The following is a 21,494-nucleotide window of genomic DNA, read 5'->3' as shown; positions in this document are numbered from 1 at the left end:
GCTCTGGAAAGGCATGGGATTAATATGAACATTGCAAATCGAAAGCTTATAGAAGATGCTGTAATTCTGATTGAAGATAACTTGAAAACAAATTTATCATTAGATGAGATTGCAAAACAAATAGGTATTTCAAAGTTTCATTTTCACAGAATATTTAAAGCAATAACAGGCTCTCCTTTAATTACTTATGTACGTGGAAGAAAACTCACTAGTAGCCTGAATGAATTACTTGATGATAAACTTAAAATTATTGATATCGCTTATGATTATAATTTTGAATATGAACAAAGTTATGAAAGAGCATTTAAACAACTTTTTGGTCTTACTCCCTCAGCCTTTCGTCAGAAAAACTGTGAACTTCCCATTGTTCCAAGAATTGATACCAGCCTGCTTAATGATATATCAAAAGGAATTGTCATTACCCCATGGTATTGTACCATGCCCAAGTTTCACCTTGCGGGTATCAAAACTTTGATTAACCACATAGAAAATTATAATACCGCAACTGCAAATTCAAGTGCCATGGATTTTTATTATAATAAACGGTATCTCCTTCAAAATGCAATAAACGAGCATTTGTATTATGGATTGGTTACCTACCATGATTTTTATACAGCAGATTATTACATGCCTAGTGTTGAAGTGTCTGAGTCTTTTGATTTCAATTCTATCTTTACTTGTCAGACGATTGAACGCTCTGATTATGCGGTTTTTCGCTATGTTGGTCTTCACTCGCCAGAGGATTTAACTATGAAATTATTGTCTGAGATCTATGAAGTGATTGAAACAGTGTGGTTACCTACAACGAGTTTCAAGCCAACTAGACAGTTTCATTTTGAACGTATGAATCAAAAAATCTGTAAAGAAGATTATTGTGAGGCTGATATCTATTTTCCGATTAAATATTAATGATTTATTGTTGCATATAATACATAATAGAAAAACCATGAAATGTTTTAAAGGCTGGTATACTCACCTTTGCACATTTCATGGTTTTTCGTATTTGTTGGTTACATATTTTTCGTATCCTCTATTTTCAGCATAGGCTTTATTAAACTTTGCAACAGCCCTTTAATTCTATTTAAACATATTCATTGAGTTTTCCAATGCTATTTTGCTTGAGTCCATATCCGGTTTGCCTGCCCGAATCTCATGCAAAACCGCATCAATTCCGGAGTCTGCCTGTTTCCATCTCTCTTTGTCTGCAGCCTTCAGCACAGCAGCGGATTGATCCCAAGTGGTCTCCAAATCTTTGACACGAGTTTTCGCCGCTGAAAAGTCACCATTATTCACAAGCACAAGCACATCCTCCTCTATAGTTACAAACTGCGACATATCCGACCAGGATACCGAGCTGTTTGTATTGTTTGCAAGACTTGCCTGTCGGATGACATATCCACTTCCACTGAGCAACGCTAATATGCAAATGACTGCTATTGTCTGTATCAACACGCGACGATTACTCTTGCTTGATGTTTCGCCGGTCGGCATTTGATCCGAAGTACTCAACTCCCGAATATCTTTTTTGGTTACGATAAGGAACACCACTGTTGCGAGAATTGCAGCAAGGAAGATAACACTTGTTGAAGTCGTTCCAAGTCCAAGTCCTCCATTCGATTTTGGTTGGGAAAGAAAGTCGCCCAATGATGCGCCCAAAGGCCGGGTCATAATGTACGCAATCCAGAAGGACAAAACCGAATCAAGTCCCAATTTGTATCCAATTCCAACACAGATAATAACCGCGCAGACGATGATACCGGTAGGTAAATAGCCAAGACCCAACCCTTCAGCCATCAAATCACCGGAGGCGGTTCCGAGTGCAAAAGTGAAAAGAATGGCCAGCCAGTAAAATGCTTCTCTGCGCACTGTATATATCAAGTGAATGGACAATGTTTTTTCATAATGATGCCAGACTAAAAACGTAAGTAGCAGACAAATGGAGAACCCTACCGTGCTGATTTCAAGCGGCAATCCGAGTGCATCTGTCAGCGTGTCTGTCACAAGCGTTCCAAATACACTAAGTAATGCAACGTTCATCCAATACAATCCGGGCATATATTTTTTCGCCCGAAACTGAAAAACAAGAGCAACCGCCAGTAGTACACCCATGACAACCGAGGTTACATTTAAGCCGAGCCCTAATGTTACGTTTAAAAAATCCGATACGGTCTCGCCAACCGTGGTACACAAGACCTTGATGATCCAAAAGAAAATGGTGACTTCCGGCACCTTATTTAGCATTACCTCATACTTCGTTTTTTGCATTGTAATTTTTACCTCCAAAAATTATATGTTTTTTAATTGTGCTTTTTACTGCCTTTCCTATGATTGGTATGCAAGATAACATACCCGGCAATCAGTAAAGGAATAACAACCGCAACCGATACGACCAACGGCTTATTCAGTTCAGAGACGGCAATCATATTAACACTGAGTGGGTCGGCTGTGACAGTATGGTTATTCTCAAGGTCGGTGACCGAGGCTGAGAACTGGAAGTGCCCCACATAGAGGATTTTGACAGGTATCACTACTATGCATTCTCCATGTGCGGGAAGTGAAGTGATACTTCTCGTCTGATACGCTTCGGTACCAAACTCATCAACAGGATAGGTCATATCACGGCCCAAGTCCACGATCATGAGATAGCAAATAAGGTTACTTATTTCATGGTCGGTCATATTTTTCACCGTGATTTCTATATCAGCGTTATAAACTGGCTTACCTTCAATGCTGGTGGGAGAGGTAATCTCTACTCCTATATTCTGTGCAATCGGATTGGTCGCTGCGAAAGCAGGAACAGCGCAATTTGCTAAAATCAGCAGGGAGACAATGACTGAACATATCTTTTTCATATTGTTTTTCCCCCTTTTAATGATACTCTTTTGCTTGTATGTACAAGCAGGGCAATCGCAAGTGCGGCAAAGACTACCAGCGGTATCATGTAGCCAGCGAGTGAGAAGATGGATGTTTTGTCGATTAATATGGCAGTCATCATTTTTAAGCAACAAACGACAGGGTCGATCTGAATAAAAAACAACCCCACCGGTGACAGTTTGAACAGGCTCTGAATGAATGCAGGAAAAGCCAGTATAAGCAAAATCAACATCGAAGTCAAAAGCGATGCCTTGGAACTTTCCATCAAGATAGACAGAGCAACGGAGACTGCGGTAAAGGCCAAAAGCAGGATCCCTCCCGCACCAAATGTAATCAGCAAAGCGCTTACAGTCAACCCCGATCCGGCGCCAATGGCAATGAGATAAGGGATGGATACTCCGAACAGGACGGTACCGATGATTAAAACACCGATGTATTTTGCCATGGTCAAGTTAAGTTTCGAGATGGGCGTCAAAAGCAGGCTTTCCAGCGTATTGCCCTCACGTTCTGTTACAAAGCAGGTGGCACCCAGCACAATGGAGACAATGAGAGTCACGAACATGGCCGCTTTAATGGCGTACTGAAGAATATCACTTTGAGCCAACACAGAGCCCTCTTTACTGAAGACCGTAATCAAGCAAAGGCCAGATAAAATACACGTCGAAGCGACAATCATCCAAAGCCCCTTGCTTTCATAGAGACTTTCACGCAATTCCTTCTTGATGATGTGACTGTTCATAGAACCGCCTCCCTTCCAATCTGACTGCTTTCCGTCACCTTGAAGAAGATATCTTCCATGCTGAGGGTCTTATGCGTCATTTCCCGGATATCTATGCCCGCTGTGAAAACGGTGCCTGCCAAGTTCCGCTTGACCGTGCTAATTTCGTTTGCGTCAAGTCCCTCGGAAAGCCGCACGACAAGTTGTCTCTCACCTTTTGATACATCGCTAATACCGTCGAGCCTTTGAATGAGCGACAGAGCCAAATCGTTGTCATTTGTTTGAAGCAGGATCGTATAAGCAGTTACATATCTTCCCTGAAGTTCCTTAATACTGCCTTGCTCCACAAGGATTCCATCCTTGATAATGGAGACCTTATTGCACAGTACCTCAATATCCTTAAGCAGATGGGAAGTGATGAAAACAGTGATGCCATCATTCAGATTAATTTCTCGGATAAGCTGCTGGATATCTCTCTGCCCACTTGGATCGAGTCCCAGAGTCGGCTCATCAAGAAAAATAATCTTCGGATGGTTTACCAAGGCTTTTGCAATACCTAAACGTTGCTTCATTCCGCGTGAGAACTCGCCTACCGGCACGTTCTTTTTTTCTCGAAGCCCCACCTTTTTGAGCAGCTCTTCGAGATAGACGTCCCCTTCGTTTCCGCCGAATAAAGAGTTAAAATATTGCAGATATTCTTTTGCGGTCATCCAGTCATAATATCCGTGAGATTCTGGTACAACTCCAATAAGCCTCTTTATTTCCAATGCTTGCTTATTGACATCCATGCCGTCGATAAAAACCTGTCCGGCGGTCGGTTCAAGCAACCCATCAAGCATTCGTATGGTTGTGGTCTTTCCCGCGCCATTCGGTCCTAGAAATCCAAAAATGTCGCCCTTGTTCACATGAAGATTTAAATCTTTGACAGCCTTAAAGCCATTTCGGTAAGTCTTTGAAAGGTGTTCTGTTTGTATCATAGGTGTTGCCTCCTTACAAGTTTCTGTGTTCATTGTATCTACCATATTTAAACTGCTGTTTGCATGTATATAAACTGGAGATAAAATAATTTAAAAAGTCTCATAATAAAAAATCTGCTTGCTTTCTGGTACAGAGCCAGTATAAACAAGCAGATTAAACTACACCTATCCTCAAGTTAAACTATGGATAAAATATGATGAGATGGAAAACTTATTATATTTTTCTTACGCCTTGAGCCGATAACCCGCACCACGAACCGTCTGGATATACCGAGGATTGCCCGGATCTTCCTCAATCCTATCCCGTAGCCGATTAATGTGGACAGCGACCGTGGCGTTGTCCCCCATGGCGTCCATACCCCAAATGCGTTCGTAAAGCGTTTCCCGGTTGAATACCACATCCGCGTTGAGCGCCAAAAACAGCAAAAGCTCGTATTCTTTATTTTTTAAATCAATTTCAATGTCATTCACATAGACCCTGTGGGTATCGGTGTTGATGCGGATACTGCCTATGTTGAGCTGTATTGGTGCGGTTCTATCCGTTTTCTTCAATCTGGCATACTGCGCCAAGTTCGCCTTAACTCTTGCTACCAACACGCTTGGAGAAAAAGGCTTCTCAATGTAATCATCTGCACCAAGCCCTAGCCCGCGTATTTTATCAATGTCCTCCCGCCGGGCTGTGACCATCAGTATCGGAATGTCCAGCGTCTCTCGTAGCTTGCAGCAAACGGTAAAACCGTCGATGCCTGGAAGCATCAAATCCAGTAGAATCAGATCAAAGCCGCCCTGCAAGGCTTTTTCCATACCACTTCTCCCGTCCAGCGCAATCTCTACTTCAAAATGGTCAATCGCAAGATAATCCCGCTCAATGGCGGCAATCGCTGCATCATCTTCTATAATCAATATTTTTCCCATGTTATACCTCCGCTTTCGGTAGGCAGATCACAATTTCCAGACCGCCATTCCCGCTGACTTTTGCCTCTATAGTTCCTTTCATACGCTGTATCGCATTGGCTGCGATGGCAAGACCTAGGCCACTACCACGATGAGGGTTCTGTCGGGATGGATCGCTGCGATAGAATACCTCGAATAAGTGGGGCAATGCAGCCTCCGAGACACCAGGTCCATCGTCACAAAGAGACAGGCGGTACCCACTGTCTTCCTCTTGCAAGGAAATGGTCAGGGTGCCCACGTCCTTTGTTTTATATTTTACGCTATTCTCCATAATGTTGGTAAGCACACGCCGGAGCTGATCCGGATCGGCCGACACGGTGGCCGGAACAAGATCGCCAGCAGAGAGAACTAACCCCTTTTCTTCGTACTCTGTACCCAATGCCCGTACAAGCTGTCGCACCTCATCGTCAAGGTACAGCAGCTCCGGATTGTCCGGGTACTCGCCCAGCTCCATTTTAGAGAATAAGAAGATTTTGGTCAGCATGCGGTCGATGTCTTCGGCTTTGCTCCTGATGATTTCCAGATATCCTCTTTGGGCTTCGGGTGTTTTTGCAACGCCGTCCAAAAGCCCCTCCACATAGGCGCGGATAGAGGTCAGCGGGCTGCGTAGGTCATGGGAAATGCCGACCAGAAGCTCTTTGCGACTTTGCTCATGCTGCTCCGTCAGTTCCACCGAAGCTTTGAGCCGGGCGGCCATTTCATTAAAATCAGCACAGACAGGTGCAAACTCATCCTGATATTCATAATCAATGCGGTGCTCTAGATTCCCATTGCTGATCTGCATCACTCCGTTTGAAAGTATGTCCAGCGGTCGCTCAATCTTCTGAAAAACGAATTTGGTTAGGAATCGATTCGTGAGCCGGATGGAAAAGAATACGACAGACAGCAAAATAATGGTCGATAACACGATAGCTACTTTCAGGGTATTGTATGACAGCTCCGAAGGGCTGGCAAAAAGGGCGATGCGATAGGCACTGCCGTCAATTTCAGACTGCTGGATATACAGCTCCCGGCTTCCGTTGGAAACGAACCCCTCGCCACCCAATACTTCCACTGCTTCTAGAAGTGTTCCATCGGCATCGGTTGTATGCCCGTACCGGTATAGATTTTCACCAGAGAAATCCACAAACAACGTCAGGGCGTTTTTGTCAAGCATTTCGCTGATTCCTTTCAGATCCTCGGCTAAATTAATATGTGTACCTTTCTCCAGTGATTTCTCGATGATCATAGTAATGTTACGGCTAGCGTTGTAGAAGTCCTCACTATCCTCAAACCCAAGCCCCATCCCATGTGTGACGGAAACCCAGATGATGCCTACGCACACAAACCCGATGAACGCAGTGATTACCACCGGAACGAGAATCATCAGGATATTTGAAATCACAAGCCTCTTTTTTATTGTTATATTTTTTGTAAACATGTCCTTTATTTTCATAGGAAATACCACCTCACAGATGTATATGCTTAAAGTATAGCACAAATTTTTCATTTGGTCTTAAACTCAATATAAACAATGCAATAAATACGTTCCACCTTATTCTATATTGTTCAAACAAATAGACAGTATCATTATGAGCGTACGAATCAGAAAATTTGCAAGTAAGACTATTGTGATGCTGATATCTATTTCAGATGAAATATTTATGATTTATTGTTACATATAATACATTATAGAAAAAACCATGAAATGTTATTAAGGTCGATATACTCACCTTTGTAACTTTTCATGGTTTTTAATTTTTAAATTCAGGGTCGGTCTCAATTCACCGGCCAAGAAGGTTTTTTACCGCTTAATACTTCATCAATTCCAATTGCGGCATCTAAACTCATTCTTGCCATGGCTTCTTTTGTTAACGCAGCGCTATGAGGTGTTACAACAACATTATCTAATTGGAATAAGTTTGATAACGTCTCCTTAAACGGCTCATCTATAAAAACATCCAGTCCTGCTCCCGCTATCTTATGATTTATTAGTGCATGATATAAATCATCCTCATTCACGATACCACCTCTTGCAGTATTAATTAAAACTGCCTCTGGTTTCATCAGCGATAACTTCGTAGAATCCATGAAACCTTGCATCTCTTTACTATAGGGCATATGTAACGAGATGAAATCAGATTGACGAATAAGCTCATCCACTTCTTTTATTATCGTTACATAATCTGGTACTTCTTTAATCTCTAGTCCACGTCCATAAGCAAGAATTTTCATACCCAATCCTAATGCAGCTTTTTTTGCAACACTCTTACCAATTCTTCCAAATCCTATAATTCCTAAAGTCTTACCAAAGACATCAATACCAGGCATTTGATTTCTGATTTCATAATTGCCCTGCCTTAATTCTTTATCCGCTATTACAATATTCTTAGCACAAGCTAATAGTAGCATTATAGTGTGTTCAGCTACCGAGTTAGCATTGGCCAATGGAGTGTAACAAACTTTAATGCCTTGAGCTGTTGCTTCAGCGATGTCTATATTATCATATCCCACCCCGTGTCTACCGATTACCTTTAAATGAGGTGCCGCATCAAAAACCTCTTTCGTACAAGGTACAGTACGAAGTAAAAGACCACTACAATCACCAATATTATTACAGATATTTTCTATTGAACTGTCTTGTAAAATACGAAGCTCATATCCTTTTTCTTGTAAATAATTTTTCCCTGATTCGTCCACATCTTGCGGTATAAGTATAATTTGTTTCATTCTAATTCCTTTTCATTTTATTCTTTTTCGTTCGTTCTAATTCATATTCATTTATTTCTTTTTTCACTCTAATTCATTTTCATTTATTTCTTTTTTCATTCTAATTCATTTTCTTATAACTAATAATTATCACACCAAGATCCTCCTTAGTGGTAACATACTTTAATAATTCATCCTTCATAAACACTTTGAATTTTAGTTCTTATAGCTAAACAATTCTACTTAACTCTCCAGTCTCAGAATCAATTATTAATCCATATACCATTACCGTCTCCGGGATTAAAGGGTGATTACGTATCAATTCAACTGATTTCTTGATTGATTCATCTAAATCTACAAAACCTCCCAGCCAAGAATCAAAGTCAATTCCACAATACTTCATCATATCGATATTATTTTGTGTTATTCCTTGTCCTTTCATTTTTTCTATCATCTTTTGGCTGTCCGTATACCTAGCTCCGCAATCCGTATGCCCTATTACTAGTATTTCGCTAACACTTAATTCGTATATAGCTATAAGCAAGCTTCGCATTGCACTACCAAAAGGGTGTGAAATAACTCCACCTGCATTTTTTATTATTTTTGCATCTCCGTTCTTAAGTCCCATGGAAGCTGGTAATAATTCCGTTAACCTAGTATCCATACAAGATACAATTGCAACTTTTTTCTGTGGGAATTTATTGGTTATATATTTCTCGTATCCTTTATTTTCGACAAAGGCTTTATTAAACTCTAGAATTTCTTCAATCATACAATCCCCTTCTTTCTATTTTTATATAACTGTAAACAAGAAAAAGTACGCTTCGCGAGCTTTTCCCTGTCCTAAATAAATTAATCTAATTATAATACCTTATCAATTTATTACAACATAAATTATTATATCTTTCGGTGAGAATTTTTCCTAAAACATAGACCTATCTGGTGTTTAAAATTTATTTTAAGTTATAGTCGGGCTGAGTACTACTGATTAATTATCTGTTCCACAAATTAATTATGTAAATATTTTATTCATGCAATGAATTATTACTATTTATACCATTTGCTTTCTCTATCCTAAACATACAAAATCCCTTACTTTTCTAAACGAAAAGTAAGGGATCTTCTTATTATATACATTTTGTATCTACATAATTATTTCTTACCAGATTGAAAACGTCTCCTTAACACGATCAGTGAAAAATATTCTAAAAAAGCATATCACTGCTTAAATATATCCTCTAATTTATTAAGTGGAAAAGGAGTCATAGCCAGAGGTTTCACAGCTATCGACATTAAAAGAGCTGGGTTATCATCCGCTGCGATACGATTAGAGCTTAAATCACCGCACTCCTTACACCTGTGGATTATTGCCCATTCACCACCCTTACGTACCCACACACTGACCGGTTCCATTATCCCTTGACACAAAGATGCTCGATCGCCTGGTTCAATATCTACATGTATACTCGATAAACATTTTGGGCAATGATTACGATGTTGGCTTCCGGCCCCATCTGGTACTACAAACGCACCACACACTTTACATGGAAAGCACTCTGTACAGGCAGCACGCCGATAATCTAACTTTGATTCCGTATCTGATGTAGCTTTCGTACCAATCATCTTTTGATAGGAATCATATCGATCTCTTCTTATTTTTTTTGCTCGTAACTCCTCTAGAACCTGACACCCATCTTCGTGGACATGGGTACAATTTCTAAAATAACACCCTTTCGTCAATTGCGATATCTCAGGGAATACATCACCTCGTTCTTCTTCTGTTATTCCTTGTAAAGCAAAATCGCGAAATCCAGGTGTATCAATCCACAATGTTCCATTAAAACCAGCATGTAAATCACTGTTATAGGTACTTGCTATATTCCTCTGATACTTTTCAATTATCGCTAATTCGTTTAAACAACTTCGGATTAAAGATGTTTTACCACATGATCTATCACCAATAATTACAACAGTTTTACCTTCTACCTTATTTATTAATTCTTCTTGACATTCACAAGCAGAGCCAACAAATACAAAGTCAGCGGTACTTTGATAGTAAGTTAGTTTCTCTTGTAACAGATTCTGAGTGTTTTCTCCAATCAAATCCCACTTACTAATAAATACACCCACTTGTATCCCAGCTCGTCTAGCAGCTATGATTGCGGACTCTATATAACCGGCCTGATGAAGAAGATAATCAGCAGTAACGATAGCTAAAAGACACTGAACATTTGCTGCTATTAAAATATCTTCCTCAGGGCTTTTTCGGTTACCACGATATACCGCTGTTGTCCTTGTATGAATATGGTTTAATCTATATTGATCGGTTCCAGTTAGCTCCACTTCGACTTGATCCCCAACTATTAAAGAGTTTTTGCTAGTTAACAAAGAACCAGGGATCAGACAAGTAATTATGTTACCTTCCGATAATACTTTGACTTGTTTATTTAAGATATTTACAACAGTACCTTGAATCACTTCTTTCTGTGAATCTTTTGTTTTATTTATTTCTTTTGTCTTTTTCTTCTTCACCTTAGTTACCTCCTAACAAGGGACAAATTTAGGAAACACATTTCTCTTTTCAAGTAATATTATAAAATCTGTGCCCTTATAACTGCAACCGATGAAACAATTCAGAAACAAAAAGGCGCCACGTAACATTAATACATGACACTTTTTTTGCTTACCAATCCTTTGAGATTGTATCCTCATTTTTGCATACCAATCCTTTGAGATTGTTATTATCATTAAATTTACTGATTCTTAAGTTTTAACTTTGCTATAATTTTTTGTATACTTTTCGGCGATAAATAATAAGTTTCCGAAAGATGACCAATCTGCGCTCCTTTTTTGTATTTTTCATAAATCTCTAAGTTCCTTAAGATAATCATATCTTTACTCTTGGTGTTCTCACCCCAGCCTTTACGATTATTTTCTTTCCTTGGAACGTAAATATATTCACCGTCAATATAATTTTGAATAATCTCGATAATTTCTTCTGGCAACACATCGGTTGCTTTGATATAGCTCATTAAGCTCCTCCTAGTATAAAATTTAGGATTGAGCAAAGGCTATACAAGTATCATTTATTGATGCCATGCACTAGCCTTTGCTATGCATAACGAACCGAGCTAAATTTCATATAAATCCTCCATTCTGTCGCAATCATACAAATTTAGGCGACAGCACAATTCGAGTTTGAAAAATCTTGATTTTCCACTCTACATCCTCTATTTAAGTTAATTTATCCTCAGAATGTTAACTTACATTCCGAAAGCAAAATACCCGCAAAAAAACATACCACACCTGTAAAAGTGCAGAATGCTCCTTGCGGGTATAAGAAATCAAAACAAGAGAAAGCACGCTTCGCGAAGTTTCCCATGTCATGAATAAAAAAGCGAGACAAGTCACACCTGTCCCGCAATAATGATGAAAGGAATAAAGCAATCTGTTAGGTATGTTTATAAAAGGGCAATACAAAGAAAGGAGGTATCCCCATCATGAATGCACCTTTTCAACTATATTCAGTTGAAAACCATATTAACAGATAAAGCCGACATCAAAACACATCCTTCTTTTTTTTTGGATTATAACATTTGAATCTTCCTTTTGTCAAGGGTTTCCAGGTATCATCCGTAAAATTTTCCAGTTTATTTGTGCATTTTAACTAAATAATCTGTGTTTTTTTGTCGAATTATTAGAAATTATATTGCTATTTGGTTGTGTTTATGATAAAATAAATTACAGCCAATTGGTAAAGATAATGAAATTTTTTTTATTGAAAGGGAGGTATTGATATGGTGGAAGGTAAAAAGAGTAAGAAGGGGTTGGGTCTAGTACCAAGGCTAATTATTGCTATTACCATTGGTATTTTAGTCGGAATGTACTGCCCTAGTTTTGTAACTTCAATATTGATTACAGCATCGGATTTGTTTAAAGAGTTTTTAATGTTTATCATCCCACTTATGATAGTGGCTTTTGTTACTATGGGAATTGCAGACTTATCTCAAGGAGCCGGAAAGTTGCTAGCGTTTACCGCAGCGATTTCTTATGCCTCTACGCTGCTGGCGGGAAGCGCATCTTATGCTGTTTCCAGTAAGTTTTTCCCATCTTTTGTGAATGAAGGGGTTGTTGCGAAAGTTGCTTCAGCATGTGACAAGGTCATCGACGGATATTTCTCCCTGACGATCACACCGCTACTTGAAACGACATCCGCTGTTGTTCTGGCCTTTGTACTGGGAGTATGCATCAGCGCCATGCGTGGCAAAGAGATTGGAGATACTCTTTACAATGTGATCAAAGATTTTTCTAAGATTATTACAAAGGTACTTGGCCGTGTGATTATTCCGATTCTTCCTTTGTATATCTGTGGAACTTTTGCTAAGATGACTTATCAAGGAACTACCTTTGCGATTATGTCCGTGCTTTGGAAGGTATTCGTGATTGTTATACTTCTTCATTTGATCTATCTGATTGTGGCCTTTACCTTTGCAGGCTTAATGACAAAACGAAATCCGATTACCATGATGAAGAACCAGATACCTGGTTACCTAACTGCGATCGGTACCCAGTCTTCTGCTGCTACGATTCCGGTTAATATCAAATGTGCAGAAAGCAATGGTATTTCAGAAGAAATTCGTAATTTCGTAGTTCCTCTATGTGCAAATATTCATATGGCTGGTTCTATGATTACCATTACCTGCTGTGTGACCGCAACCCTGCTCATTTACGGCATGCCTCATGGCTTCCTTACCCTGTTCCCATTTATCTGTGTACTAGGAATAGCCCTGGTTGCGTCTCCAGGAGCTCCAGGTGGTTCCATCTTCACAGCGACTCCATTCTTCCCGATTGTAGGAATACCTTTAGCTTCAGATATTGCCAGTCTTCTTCAGGCAATGTATATTGCTCAGGATAGCTTCGGTACTGCATGTAACGTATCCGGAGATAATGCGATTAGCGCACTGGTCGATATGTTCTACCATAAATATATTAAAAAAGATAAAAAAAGTTAACTGACTGCGAAAGGGGGACTACTGTTTATGCCGTCTATCAGTATTTTTGATGTAATCGGCCCCAATATGGTAGGGCCATCCAGCTCACATACCGCGGGTGCTGTGGCGATTGCTCTTCTAGTTAAAAAAATGTTCAATGGGCCGATCAGCAAAGTTGAGTTTGTTTTGTATGGTTCTTTTGCAAAGACCTACAAAGGCCATGGAACTGACCGTGCGCTTCTTGCTGGAATCATGGGATTTGAGACTTATGATCTGAGAATTAAGAATTCCTTCCAGCTAGCGGATGAATGTGGACTGAAGTATACCTTCCGTGCGGATGAAAAAGAAACAGAAGTGCATCCAAACACAGTAGATATTCATATATCTGGAGAAAAGGCTGAAACCATGTCGGTCCGAGGCGTCTCATTGGGTGGCGGTAAAATTAAAATTGTCAGAATCAACGGCATTGATGTAGACTTTACCGGAGAATATTCCACATTGGTTATACGGCACCATGACTATCCCGGAATGGTGGCATATATCGCTACCAGTTTAAGTGAGCGCAATGTAAATATCGCTTTCATGCGTTTGTTCCGGGAACGGAAAGGTGCTACTGCTTACTCTGTGGTGGAATCTGATGAGGAAATCCCACGAGAATTATTGGAAAAGCTTAGGGAACATCCAAAAGTAGAAGATGTTATGCTTATTCAGGTTTAGGAGGCTTTTATGGATTTTATATCAGGAAATGAATTGCTGAAATTATGTGAGGAAAACCACTATCGGATTTCAGATGTGATGCGGGAACGTGAAGCCAGCGAGTTCGGTTCCAGTCCAGAAGAGACCATTGGCCGTATGAAGGAAGCTTACCGGATTATGAAAGAAGCCTGCCACAAACCACTGGATGAACCTGTGATTTCCGTTGGCGGACTAATCGGGGGAGAATCTGCAAAGGTACGAGACAGAAGGAGATCAGGAAAATCCATTTGCGGAAGCATGCTGTCCAAGGCGATTACCTATTCACTAGCCGTTTTAGAAGTGAATGCTTCGATGGGACTTATTGTGGCGGCGCCTACGGCAGGAAGCTCCGGGGTGCTACCTGGACTTCTACTTGCTCTAGAAGAAGAGTTTTCCCTGGATGACAATCAGATCATAGATGGTCTTTTTACGGCAAGTGCGGTTGGTTATCTGATTATGAGGAACGCTACCGTAGCTGGAGCACAGGCTGGCTGTCAGGCTGAAGTCGGTGCAGCTTCTGCAATGGCAGCGGCAGCGGCAGCAGAAATCATGGGCGGAACACCGCGGCAGTGCTTGGATGCAGCTACTGTTGCATTATCAAATCTCTTAGGGCTTGTCTGCGATCCGGTAGCCGGTCTGGTGGAATATCCCTGTCAGAACCGTAATGTTATAGGTGCTGCCAATGCACTGGTATGTGCAGAAATGGCATTATCAGGAATAGTACAGTTCATTCCATTTGACCAGATGGTGGACACCATGATGGCTGTGGGGCGTTCGATTCCATTTGAATTAAGAGAAACTGCACTTGGTGGCTGCGCGGCTACGGACGCTGCATGCAGGAAGACCTGTGAGATTTTTAAATCAAAGTAAAAAGTTATTATGATAAGCGATACCGATTCTTCAAAATCGGTATCGCTTTTTGTTTACTGCTTCCATGTTGTATTTTTCTATAGCGTATGTGTTTAGCAAAGTATAATCATCTTGCGATGCATTCATATTTCCAGGTATCATAAAATTCCACTTATAATCTTTGTAGACAAATCCCTGAAATACGATATCCAGTATTAACTATAGGTAATAACCTAAATATAAATCATCGACTATGAATTTATCTTGAAATTGCATTCTAAATATCGAAAGTCTCTTTTGTATATTTAATCTTCTACTCCACACCTTTAAAATTATGTTTAACTGTTGATATTGGTAAAGTATGGTATAATTAATGCAAATTAATATTATACACATTAAAACAACGAACTCATGAAGTTAATATATTACTATTTAGAAACGGCTTATTAATATGCAATGGAATTATTTTCATGAGGTTACGCCATGTATAAATAAATAATACCAATATATTAATAAAGCATCTTAGCTTATTAAATTTATCATTTTCATAAGGAGTATTAAGATGGATATGAAATCAGTTAATTTTACAGAAATGAGCTTTAAAATTGGGGAAGTAGCCGCTATGTTCGATATATCAACAAAAACATTACGTATATACGACCGAATTGGTTTGCTGAAGCCCTCCAGTATTGATGGTGAAAGCGGTTACCGATATTATAGTCCGAATCAGATAAGTCGTCTGGAAGTAATTTTAAATCTAAAAAGAGTTGGCTTTTCCTTGAGTGAAATATCCCTGTTTGTCAATGGGGACATCAGTAATAATGAAATAGCAACTATATTTCGTAAAAAGCATACACAACTCCAAAGTATGGTAGATTCTTTAGAATATAATATGGAGCTAATTGAAGATATGATATCCTCCTTGAAACAAGGAACGCTAATTCAAGACAAGCTTACAGAACAGGAAAGGGCTATTCTTTTATCTAGAGTAACCTGCTTGGAAAATGCAAAACTAGAAGAATCTCTTACACAGATTTTATGGCTGTAGTGAATTACCCACAACTTATTTTTTGATTTGAAGTAAATTATTTGGAAATTAATTGTAATAAATATATTGACTTTATCCTTGGGGCAAGGTTTAGAATAAAATAAAAACTTGCAAGGAGGATTTAATATGAACAAAGAGCTATCATATAAAATAAACAAATTATATGATGAAAATCCACTGTTTCAAGACTTCAATGGTTACATACTAGTTAAAGACAGAAATAAAATTATATTTCAACAAGGTTTTGGATATTCCGATTTCAATTCAAAGAAGAATGCAAATGAAGATACGATTTTCAATATTGGTTCGATAACAAAACAATTCACTGCTGTCTGTGTACTACAACTAGAACAAAAAGGCTTATTATCTATTGACGATAACACAATTAAGTATTTACCTGATTTTATAAATGGTAAAGGTTTAATAATAAGAGATCTGCTAAACATGATTTCTGGAATGCCGGAATATTGGTGTAAACCGGAATGGCACGAGACCGCTATTACAACCAGTGAGGATTCCTATGAATTTATTAAAACTCTTTCAGATTATCAGCCGCCTAAAAAAAGGTTTGAATATTGCAATTCAAATTACATAGTCTTGGGTAAATTAATTGAAAGAGTATCAGGTCAAAGCCTCGTAGATTATATGAATCAAAACATATTCACACCTCTTAACATGAAACGAACCTCGATGCTTCCTGTTAACCCGACAGACACAAATCTTGCCATAGGATATAAATCTCCTCGCATTTCTAAATGGGAAGAGAACTTAACAACAATAACTACCTCTTTTGCAGGAGCTGGGGGAATTTATTCCACTGCGGCTGACCTATGCAAATGGGATGAGGCCTTATATACAGAAAAAATATTATGTAATGAGCTTTTAAAAGAGTCATTTAGACCAGTATTATCTGGTTACGCTATGGGTTGGTTTATCAACGGGAATTATGCTTGCCATGGCGGCGATGCTCCAGGTTATAGTACAAAAATCGTACGAATAAGCGACCGAAATTTACTTGTGCTTTTCTTATGTAATTTTGATGGTTGCAAGGAATCTAATATGAACCATTACTCCGGTATGCTCGAAAAGCTGATTCTAGAATAAATGAATATTACGTTACTTTCACGAAATCCATCTACTTACATATTATAATTTATACACAAAAAAGGCGAGTGATGTTTTGGAGCAAAAAATGGACAAAACGAATCAGCAGGTTCAGATCTCACCAGTTGAAGATTTAATGAGGGAACATGGTTTGTTACATCGTATACTTTTAATATATAAAGACATTATTGACCGAATGACTGTAAGTGATATCTATACTCCGGAACCTATCTATTCTTGTATCCGTGAATCAACCATTATTGTAAAACGATTTATAATTGAATATCACCAAGTATTAGAACAAGATTATGTTTTCCCGATACTATCTCAACATGAGAAATACAAACAACTCATACAAATACTTTTAACACAGCATGAAGCAGCAAAGTGTGCAACAGATGAAATTTTAACTATTTTAGGATCTGAGTTAAAAAGAATAAAAATATATCAGAAACGTCTTTTACAACTAATGTCAGAATTTATACAAATGTATGAGCCTCATTCTGCTCGTGAAGATACGGTAATTTTCCCAGCTTTTCATCAATTAACACCGCCAGATACCTTCCGTGCATTAGGTGAGAAATTTGAAGATATTGAAGAACAAAAATTTGGTGAAAATGGTTTTCAAAATGTCCTTGAACATGTAACTCAAATAGAAAAGTCATTAGCTATCTATGACTTAAACCAGTTTACATTAAAATGTAGGTAGCGAAATTCTTTACTAAGTCAGTGAACGTAATATATATTAAAAAATAAGCAAGTATTTTTTACATGGACTTCTCCATAAAACAATTAAAATATATAAAGCCGCAGTACTTTAACTGCGGCTTTATATATTTATGTTCAAGCTATTAAAATGTTCAAACTTATAAAAATGTCCAGACTTATAAAAATTACGCGTATAACAAATTGTGAATAACGTTAGCGACTACCGCCTCCTCCGCCGCCGGAGAAGCCACCTCCACCACTGGAAAATGTGGAACCACCTGTACCCCCCGCATTCATCACAGTACTATTACTGATGTGGCTCGTCATACTCATAAAGTAGAACATACTGTAAGCGTTACAGCCATAATGATTTACAAAGCCATTGTAATAGGACTTATCAATGTTCTCAAAGGCTTTTAGTACTTTTTCACCCATGTTAAACATCGCTGCAATTACTAGATAGTCTCCCCACAATTCGTTGTTAACTTCCTCACTTTGATTAGTTAATTCTGATAAATATTTTTTTAAGCCTAGTATCATGATAGTTTTATCAAAGCCTTGGCTAGTAAATCGTATTGTACCCTTATTCTCTTCTACCACACCTAACCGACTTAATTCTTTTATGCCCTCGTTATTAACTTCTTTTTCCCATAGTTTTAGTTTTTGAGAAATGTTAGTTGCATTTTTAATAATATCAGAAGACCAAAGTATATTATCGTGATCAACTTCTTCCATTAATAAATCAAATAATAATAGCTCGATTGTAGTTGCTGAAATATGTTCTGATTTAAATAGGATAGATTCTTCCATTTTAGATTTTTTTGTTCGTTTATCAATACTAATGTAATTCGCTTCTTGCCAAAGAATTAGATAGGCTCCCATAAGCTGATTATAGGAAATTCCTTGTCGAAGTAATTTAAGGGCAGCATAAATTGCAGGAATATTCCCACCAAAAGGAATGGAGTAATTGATATTTATTTTTTTAGTGCTTGGTAACCGAACTACGGTATTATCAGAAAGCTTAAATCTTGAATAAAAAAATCCGATTAAGCCAATACCTCCACCAATAAACCCAAAAATAATCAAAACCACTATCAATGGATTTATATCCTTATCATTGGCAGTGTTTTGTAGCTCCTCAAAAGAAATTTTAGCGACAGCAGCGTTTGGAAAGAGTCTTTGATCAAAGCGACATAGAACATTGACATAATCTTTACCAGCTAATGCCTTATTTGAAATTACTGTTAGGCTTCCATTACTTTGAATTGCTACCTTCCCATCAAATCCATACCTCCAAATACGGGCATTCTCTTGATTAAAGGCCTCATCTTCCATTTGAATTGATATCGCTATGGCTTTTGGGGCACTAGAAAGTTTTGAAATAAACTGATGATAAAAACCTGCATATTCACCATAATTTTGTACTAAGTTATCTATCGTATATTGCAAAGAATAAGTATGATCACCATAGTCTCCAATTCCCCAGCACAACTCATACCCATCTGACTTTTTTAAAATACCACTAGTACCCTTTTTTTCTTCTCTTGAAAGTTTTGTATTCCACTTATCCAAAGCGGTATAAAGTCTTCCGGATTCACGTACCGAAAAGGAATGTACTTTCCTACCCTCCATGTTATTGAGTGCTTTATAATATTCGGTACCACTGGATACCCCTTTCACTTCCCAAACTTCTGTAATGATAGCAGAACCATCTTTATTTAGAATAACTTTGATTTGAATAGAGGGAATTGCATCTTCAGCAGCATGTACTTTTACTGAATATACACTTAATATGATAAAGACTAAAAGGCTGAAAATTATCCCATATTTCTTTGCTTTCATTCATATCCTCCTCAGGAAATAAAATATTGTTTCTATAAGTATACCTCTATTATGATGCAATTCCAATAGGATAGGAGAATTATTCATTCAATTTATCAAAGGCAAACAACTAAAATCGAAAGCCATTGATCTCAAGGACAAATAACTAAAGTCAAAATCATTGATTTTAAAGAACAAACAACCAAAGTCAAAATCATTGATTTCAAAGGACAAACAATCAAAGTTAAAATTATTGATCTTTAAAAAATATTTATTTTATTTTCACCGCTACACTACTTCTGCAAATTAGTGTTGCCTGTACCTCTATTTTTTTAGTAAAATTACGTTTAAACAACAATCGATCCTCTAAACTTATTATTGCTTCTTTTCCCATTTCATATGTGTGAATATCAATGGTTGTAAGAGGCGGATACGCAATCTTTCCCGGGCTGTCTCCATTGATTGAAATCATTGAAGTCGTAGAAGGAATTGTAATTCCTCGTTCATTTAAAACATGGCTAATTCCAATCGCAATTGGATCATTTGATACAAAAATTGCAGGAGGTATCGGTTTCTCTTGCCCGAACCACGATTGCATCATCTGAAATCCACTTTCTGAACCATGTTCTCCTTCCATAATTCCCAAGCACTTAACATCACTATGCTCATTAATAAATTTTTTAAAATAGTATAGCTTACTATAGGATTCTGTTGTATCTTCTTCATCGTATCCACCAAAATAGGCAACTTCTCTATGGCCCAAATCGTACAAATGCTTCATTGCCATGGTAACACAATCACTAATATTATAGGTAATCCAGTCTATCTTATCCGGATAGTAATTCATTTTAGACAAACATACAATATTATCTGTTTTTAACCGATCACATATAAAATCAACTTGCTTTTTTGTAAAATTTCCTAAAAGTAATGCGCCATCCACAGGCTTTGTAAATGATTCTAAAAATCCAATCGGTATAAAAGAAAATTGTATGTTTTTCTGATAACAGATTTCTTCAATACCGGTACGTGCAGAAAAATAATATGCGTTATCTATCTGATTGATAAAGTGGGTGTCTTTATGAACAATTACAAACACTGGCCTTTCTGTCAGTAACTTTTCTTTTTTTACCTTATAGTCTAACTTCTCTGCTATTTCAAATATCTTTTTCCTTGTTTCTCCCCCAATATCAAGTGTTGGGTCTTCTCGTAACGCCCTTGATACGGTAGACTTTGACACCCCAGCCAGGTTTGCAATATCTAATAAGGTTGCCATCTACACACCCACTTTCCTATTCTCTTTTTTATCTAAAACATCCTTCCATTGATCTGGATCATCTACTTCTACCATGTCAACTCCAAGACTTATAGCAAGTTCCATAGTTTGCTTCGTTTTCACTGTAGAACCATCAATGTAATAACCATTCTGTTTCAGATTATTTACAATCTCAGGTGTTAAGTTATTTACGTAGGATAAATAAATAAGTGCATCCATCTCTTTCATCATTGTAACTGGATCTAATGGTACAAAAGGAACTATAATTCCAATGGTTATCTGTTTTTCCAATACTTTTAACTCTTTTAATACTTTATAGTTCGCCCCAAAGACAAAGACTTGATCTAACATATCATGTTCTTTTATACAGGAGATTAAGGAAGGTAGCATTTGTCTGCTTTTTTCATACATCGTTACGGGTATCTCTTTTAGCTCAAGGCCAAAAAATACATTATTTTCTCGTCCCCAAGTTAAGACCTCCTCCAATGTATTGATATCTATGCGCTCTCTAAGCTCTTCTAAAGTGTAGTCCTTTACAGCCCCACACAATGGAAGCGTCTCTTTGAAACAAGTATCATGATAAATAACAATTTTATTATCTTTTGTGTACAGAATATCAATTTCTAGATAATCTGCTCCCCTTTTTATCCCTTCTTTCATCGCTTTTAAGGTATTTTCTTGATACATACAAGTACACCCACGATGACCACCAGTTAAAATCCTATGAGAATTTTCTAGTAAATGCTTCATA

20 protein-coding genes are annotated in these 21,494 nt (G+C 38.0%); 7 read left to right on the top strand and 13 right to left on the bottom strand.

The window, feature by feature from the left end; all coding sequences use genetic code 11:
• Window positions 1-24: 24 nt before the first annotated feature.
• Window positions 25-909 (top strand): AraC family transcriptional regulator, encoded by an 885-nt coding sequence (locus CPHY_RS07675; protein WP_012199500.1) that lies wholly within the window; start codon window positions 25-27, stop codon window positions 907-909.
• Between the two features lie 168 nt (window positions 910-1,077).
• Here CPHY_RS07675 and CPHY_RS07670 read toward each other — a convergent pair whose 3' ends face one another.
• From CPHY_RS07670 to CPHY_RS07625, 10 genes are all read right to left on the bottom strand, one after another.
• The gene (locus CPHY_RS07670; RefSeq protein ID WP_012199499.1) at window positions 1,078-2,265 is read right to left on the bottom strand and encodes a COG4705 family protein; all 1,188 of its coding nucleotides are present in this window, start codon (window positions 2,263-2,265) and stop codon (window positions 1,078-1,080) included.
• Between the two features lie 32 nt (window positions 2,266-2,297).
• Window positions 2,298-2,852, bottom strand: a complete 555-nt coding sequence (locus tag CPHY_RS07665) for a hypothetical protein (RefSeq protein ID WP_012199498.1) — start codon at window positions 2,850-2,852, stop codon at window positions 2,298-2,300.
• Window positions 2,849-3,613 carry an ABC transporter permease gene (locus CPHY_RS07660; RefSeq protein ID WP_012199497.1) on the bottom strand — a complete coding sequence of 255 codons (765 nt, stop codon included), beginning with the start codon at window positions 3,611-3,613 and terminating at the stop codon, window positions 2,849-2,851. The genes CPHY_RS07665 and CPHY_RS07660 overlap by 4 nt, the downstream gene beginning before the upstream one ends.
• Window positions 3,610-4,569: an ABC transporter ATP-binding protein gene (locus tag CPHY_RS07655; protein WP_012199496.1), complete on the bottom strand. Its 960-nt coding sequence runs from the start codon at window positions 4,567-4,569 to the stop codon at window positions 3,610-3,612. The genes CPHY_RS07660 and CPHY_RS07655 overlap by 4 nt, the downstream gene beginning before the upstream one ends.
• A gap of 225 nt (window positions 4,570-4,794) precedes the next feature.
• Entirely contained in the window at window positions 4,795-5,484 is a 690-nt protein-coding gene (locus tag CPHY_RS07650) for a response regulator transcription factor (protein WP_012199495.1), read from the bottom strand.
• 1 nt (window position 5,485) lies between these two features.
• Window positions 5,486-6,958: a sensor histidine kinase gene (locus tag CPHY_RS07645; RefSeq protein WP_012199494.1), complete on the bottom strand. Its 1,473-nt coding sequence runs from the start codon at window positions 6,956-6,958 to the stop codon at window positions 5,486-5,488.
• Between the two features lie 323 nt (window positions 6,959-7,281).
• Window positions 7,282-8,232: a hydroxyacid dehydrogenase gene (locus CPHY_RS07640; RefSeq protein ID WP_012199493.1), complete on the bottom strand. Its 951-nt coding sequence runs from the start codon at window positions 8,230-8,232 to the stop codon at window positions 7,282-7,284.
• Window positions 8,233-8,440: 208 nt separating this feature from the next.
• Window positions 8,441-8,983: a beta-class carbonic anhydrase gene (locus CPHY_RS07635; RefSeq protein ID WP_012199492.1), complete on the bottom strand. Its 543-nt coding sequence runs from the start codon at window positions 8,981-8,983 to the stop codon at window positions 8,441-8,443.
• 446 nt (window positions 8,984-9,429) lie between these two features.
• On the bottom strand, window positions 9,430-10,689 hold the full coding sequence (gene rsgA, locus CPHY_RS07630) for a ribosome small subunit-dependent GTPase A (protein ID WP_408611172.1): 1,260 nt from the start codon (window positions 10,687-10,689) through the stop codon (window positions 9,430-9,432).
• 275 nt (window positions 10,690-10,964) lie between these two features.
• Complete coding sequence (locus tag CPHY_RS07625; RefSeq protein ID WP_012199490.1) at window positions 10,965-11,243, bottom strand: CD3324 family protein; 279 nt, start codon at window positions 11,241-11,243, stop codon at window positions 10,965-10,967.
• Window positions 11,244-12,008: 765 nt separating this feature from the next.
• On the opposite strand from CPHY_RS07625, the gene CPHY_RS07620 reads away from it, so the two are divergent.
• The 6 genes from CPHY_RS07620 (at window position 12,009) to CPHY_RS07595 (ending at window position 17,647) form a co-directional block, all read left to right on the top strand.
• Complete coding sequence (locus CPHY_RS07620) at window positions 12,009-13,223, top strand: dicarboxylate/amino acid:cation symporter (RefSeq protein ID WP_012199489.1); 1,215 nt, start codon at window positions 12,009-12,011, stop codon at window positions 13,221-13,223.
• A 27-nt stretch (window positions 13,224-13,250) separates the two neighbouring features.
• Entirely contained in the window at window positions 13,251-13,919 is a 669-nt protein-coding gene (gene sdaAB, locus CPHY_RS07615; RefSeq protein ID WP_012199488.1) for an L-serine ammonia-lyase, iron-sulfur-dependent subunit beta, read from the top strand.
• Between the two features lie 9 nt (window positions 13,920-13,928).
• Entirely contained in the window at window positions 13,929-14,807 is an 879-nt protein-coding gene (gene sdaAA, locus CPHY_RS07610; protein ID WP_012199487.1) for an L-serine ammonia-lyase, iron-sulfur-dependent, subunit alpha, read from the top strand.
• Between the two features lie 541 nt (window positions 14,808-15,348).
• The gene (locus CPHY_RS20720; RefSeq protein ID WP_012199486.1) at window positions 15,349-15,834 is read left to right on the top strand and encodes a MerR family transcriptional regulator; all 486 of its coding nucleotides are present in this window, start codon (window positions 15,349-15,351) and stop codon (window positions 15,832-15,834) included.
• Between the two features lie 126 nt (window positions 15,835-15,960).
• Entirely contained in the window at window positions 15,961-16,938 is a 978-nt protein-coding gene (locus CPHY_RS07600) for a serine hydrolase domain-containing protein (RefSeq protein ID WP_012199485.1), read from the top strand.
• Window positions 16,939-17,026: 88 nt separating this feature from the next.
• Window positions 17,027-17,647: a hemerythrin domain-containing protein gene (locus CPHY_RS07595; RefSeq protein WP_012199484.1), complete on the top strand. Its 621-nt coding sequence runs from the start codon at window positions 17,027-17,029 to the stop codon at window positions 17,645-17,647.
• Window positions 17,648-17,859: 212 nt separating this feature from the next.
• Here the strand turns inward: CPHY_RS07595 and CPHY_RS07590 are convergent, their stop codons facing one another.
• From CPHY_RS07590 to CPHY_RS07580, 3 genes are all read right to left on the bottom strand, one after another.
• Window positions 17,860-19,488, bottom strand: coding sequence for a DUF2207 domain-containing protein (locus tag CPHY_RS07590; protein ID WP_012199483.1), 1,629 nt, complete (start codon window positions 19,486-19,488; stop codon window positions 17,860-17,862).
• A gap of 250 nt (window positions 19,489-19,738) precedes the next feature.
• Window positions 19,739-20,743 (bottom strand): LacI family DNA-binding transcriptional regulator, encoded by a 1,005-nt coding sequence (locus CPHY_RS07585; RefSeq protein WP_012199482.1) that lies wholly within the window; start codon window positions 20,741-20,743, stop codon window positions 19,739-19,741.
• A complete protein-coding gene (locus CPHY_RS07580) occupies window positions 20,744-21,493 on the bottom strand; it encodes a glycerophosphodiester phosphodiesterase (protein WP_041703351.1) in 750 nt (249 codons plus the stop codon).
• Between the last annotated feature and the right edge of the window lies 1 nt (window position 21,494).

It is taken from the genome of Lachnoclostridium phytofermentans ISDg (genome assembly GCF_000018685.1).
GTDB lineage: Bacteria > Bacillota > Clostridia > Lachnospirales > Lachnospiraceae > Lachnoclostridium > Lachnoclostridium phytofermentans.
This window is presented reverse-complemented; position numbering and strand designations above follow the sequence as displayed.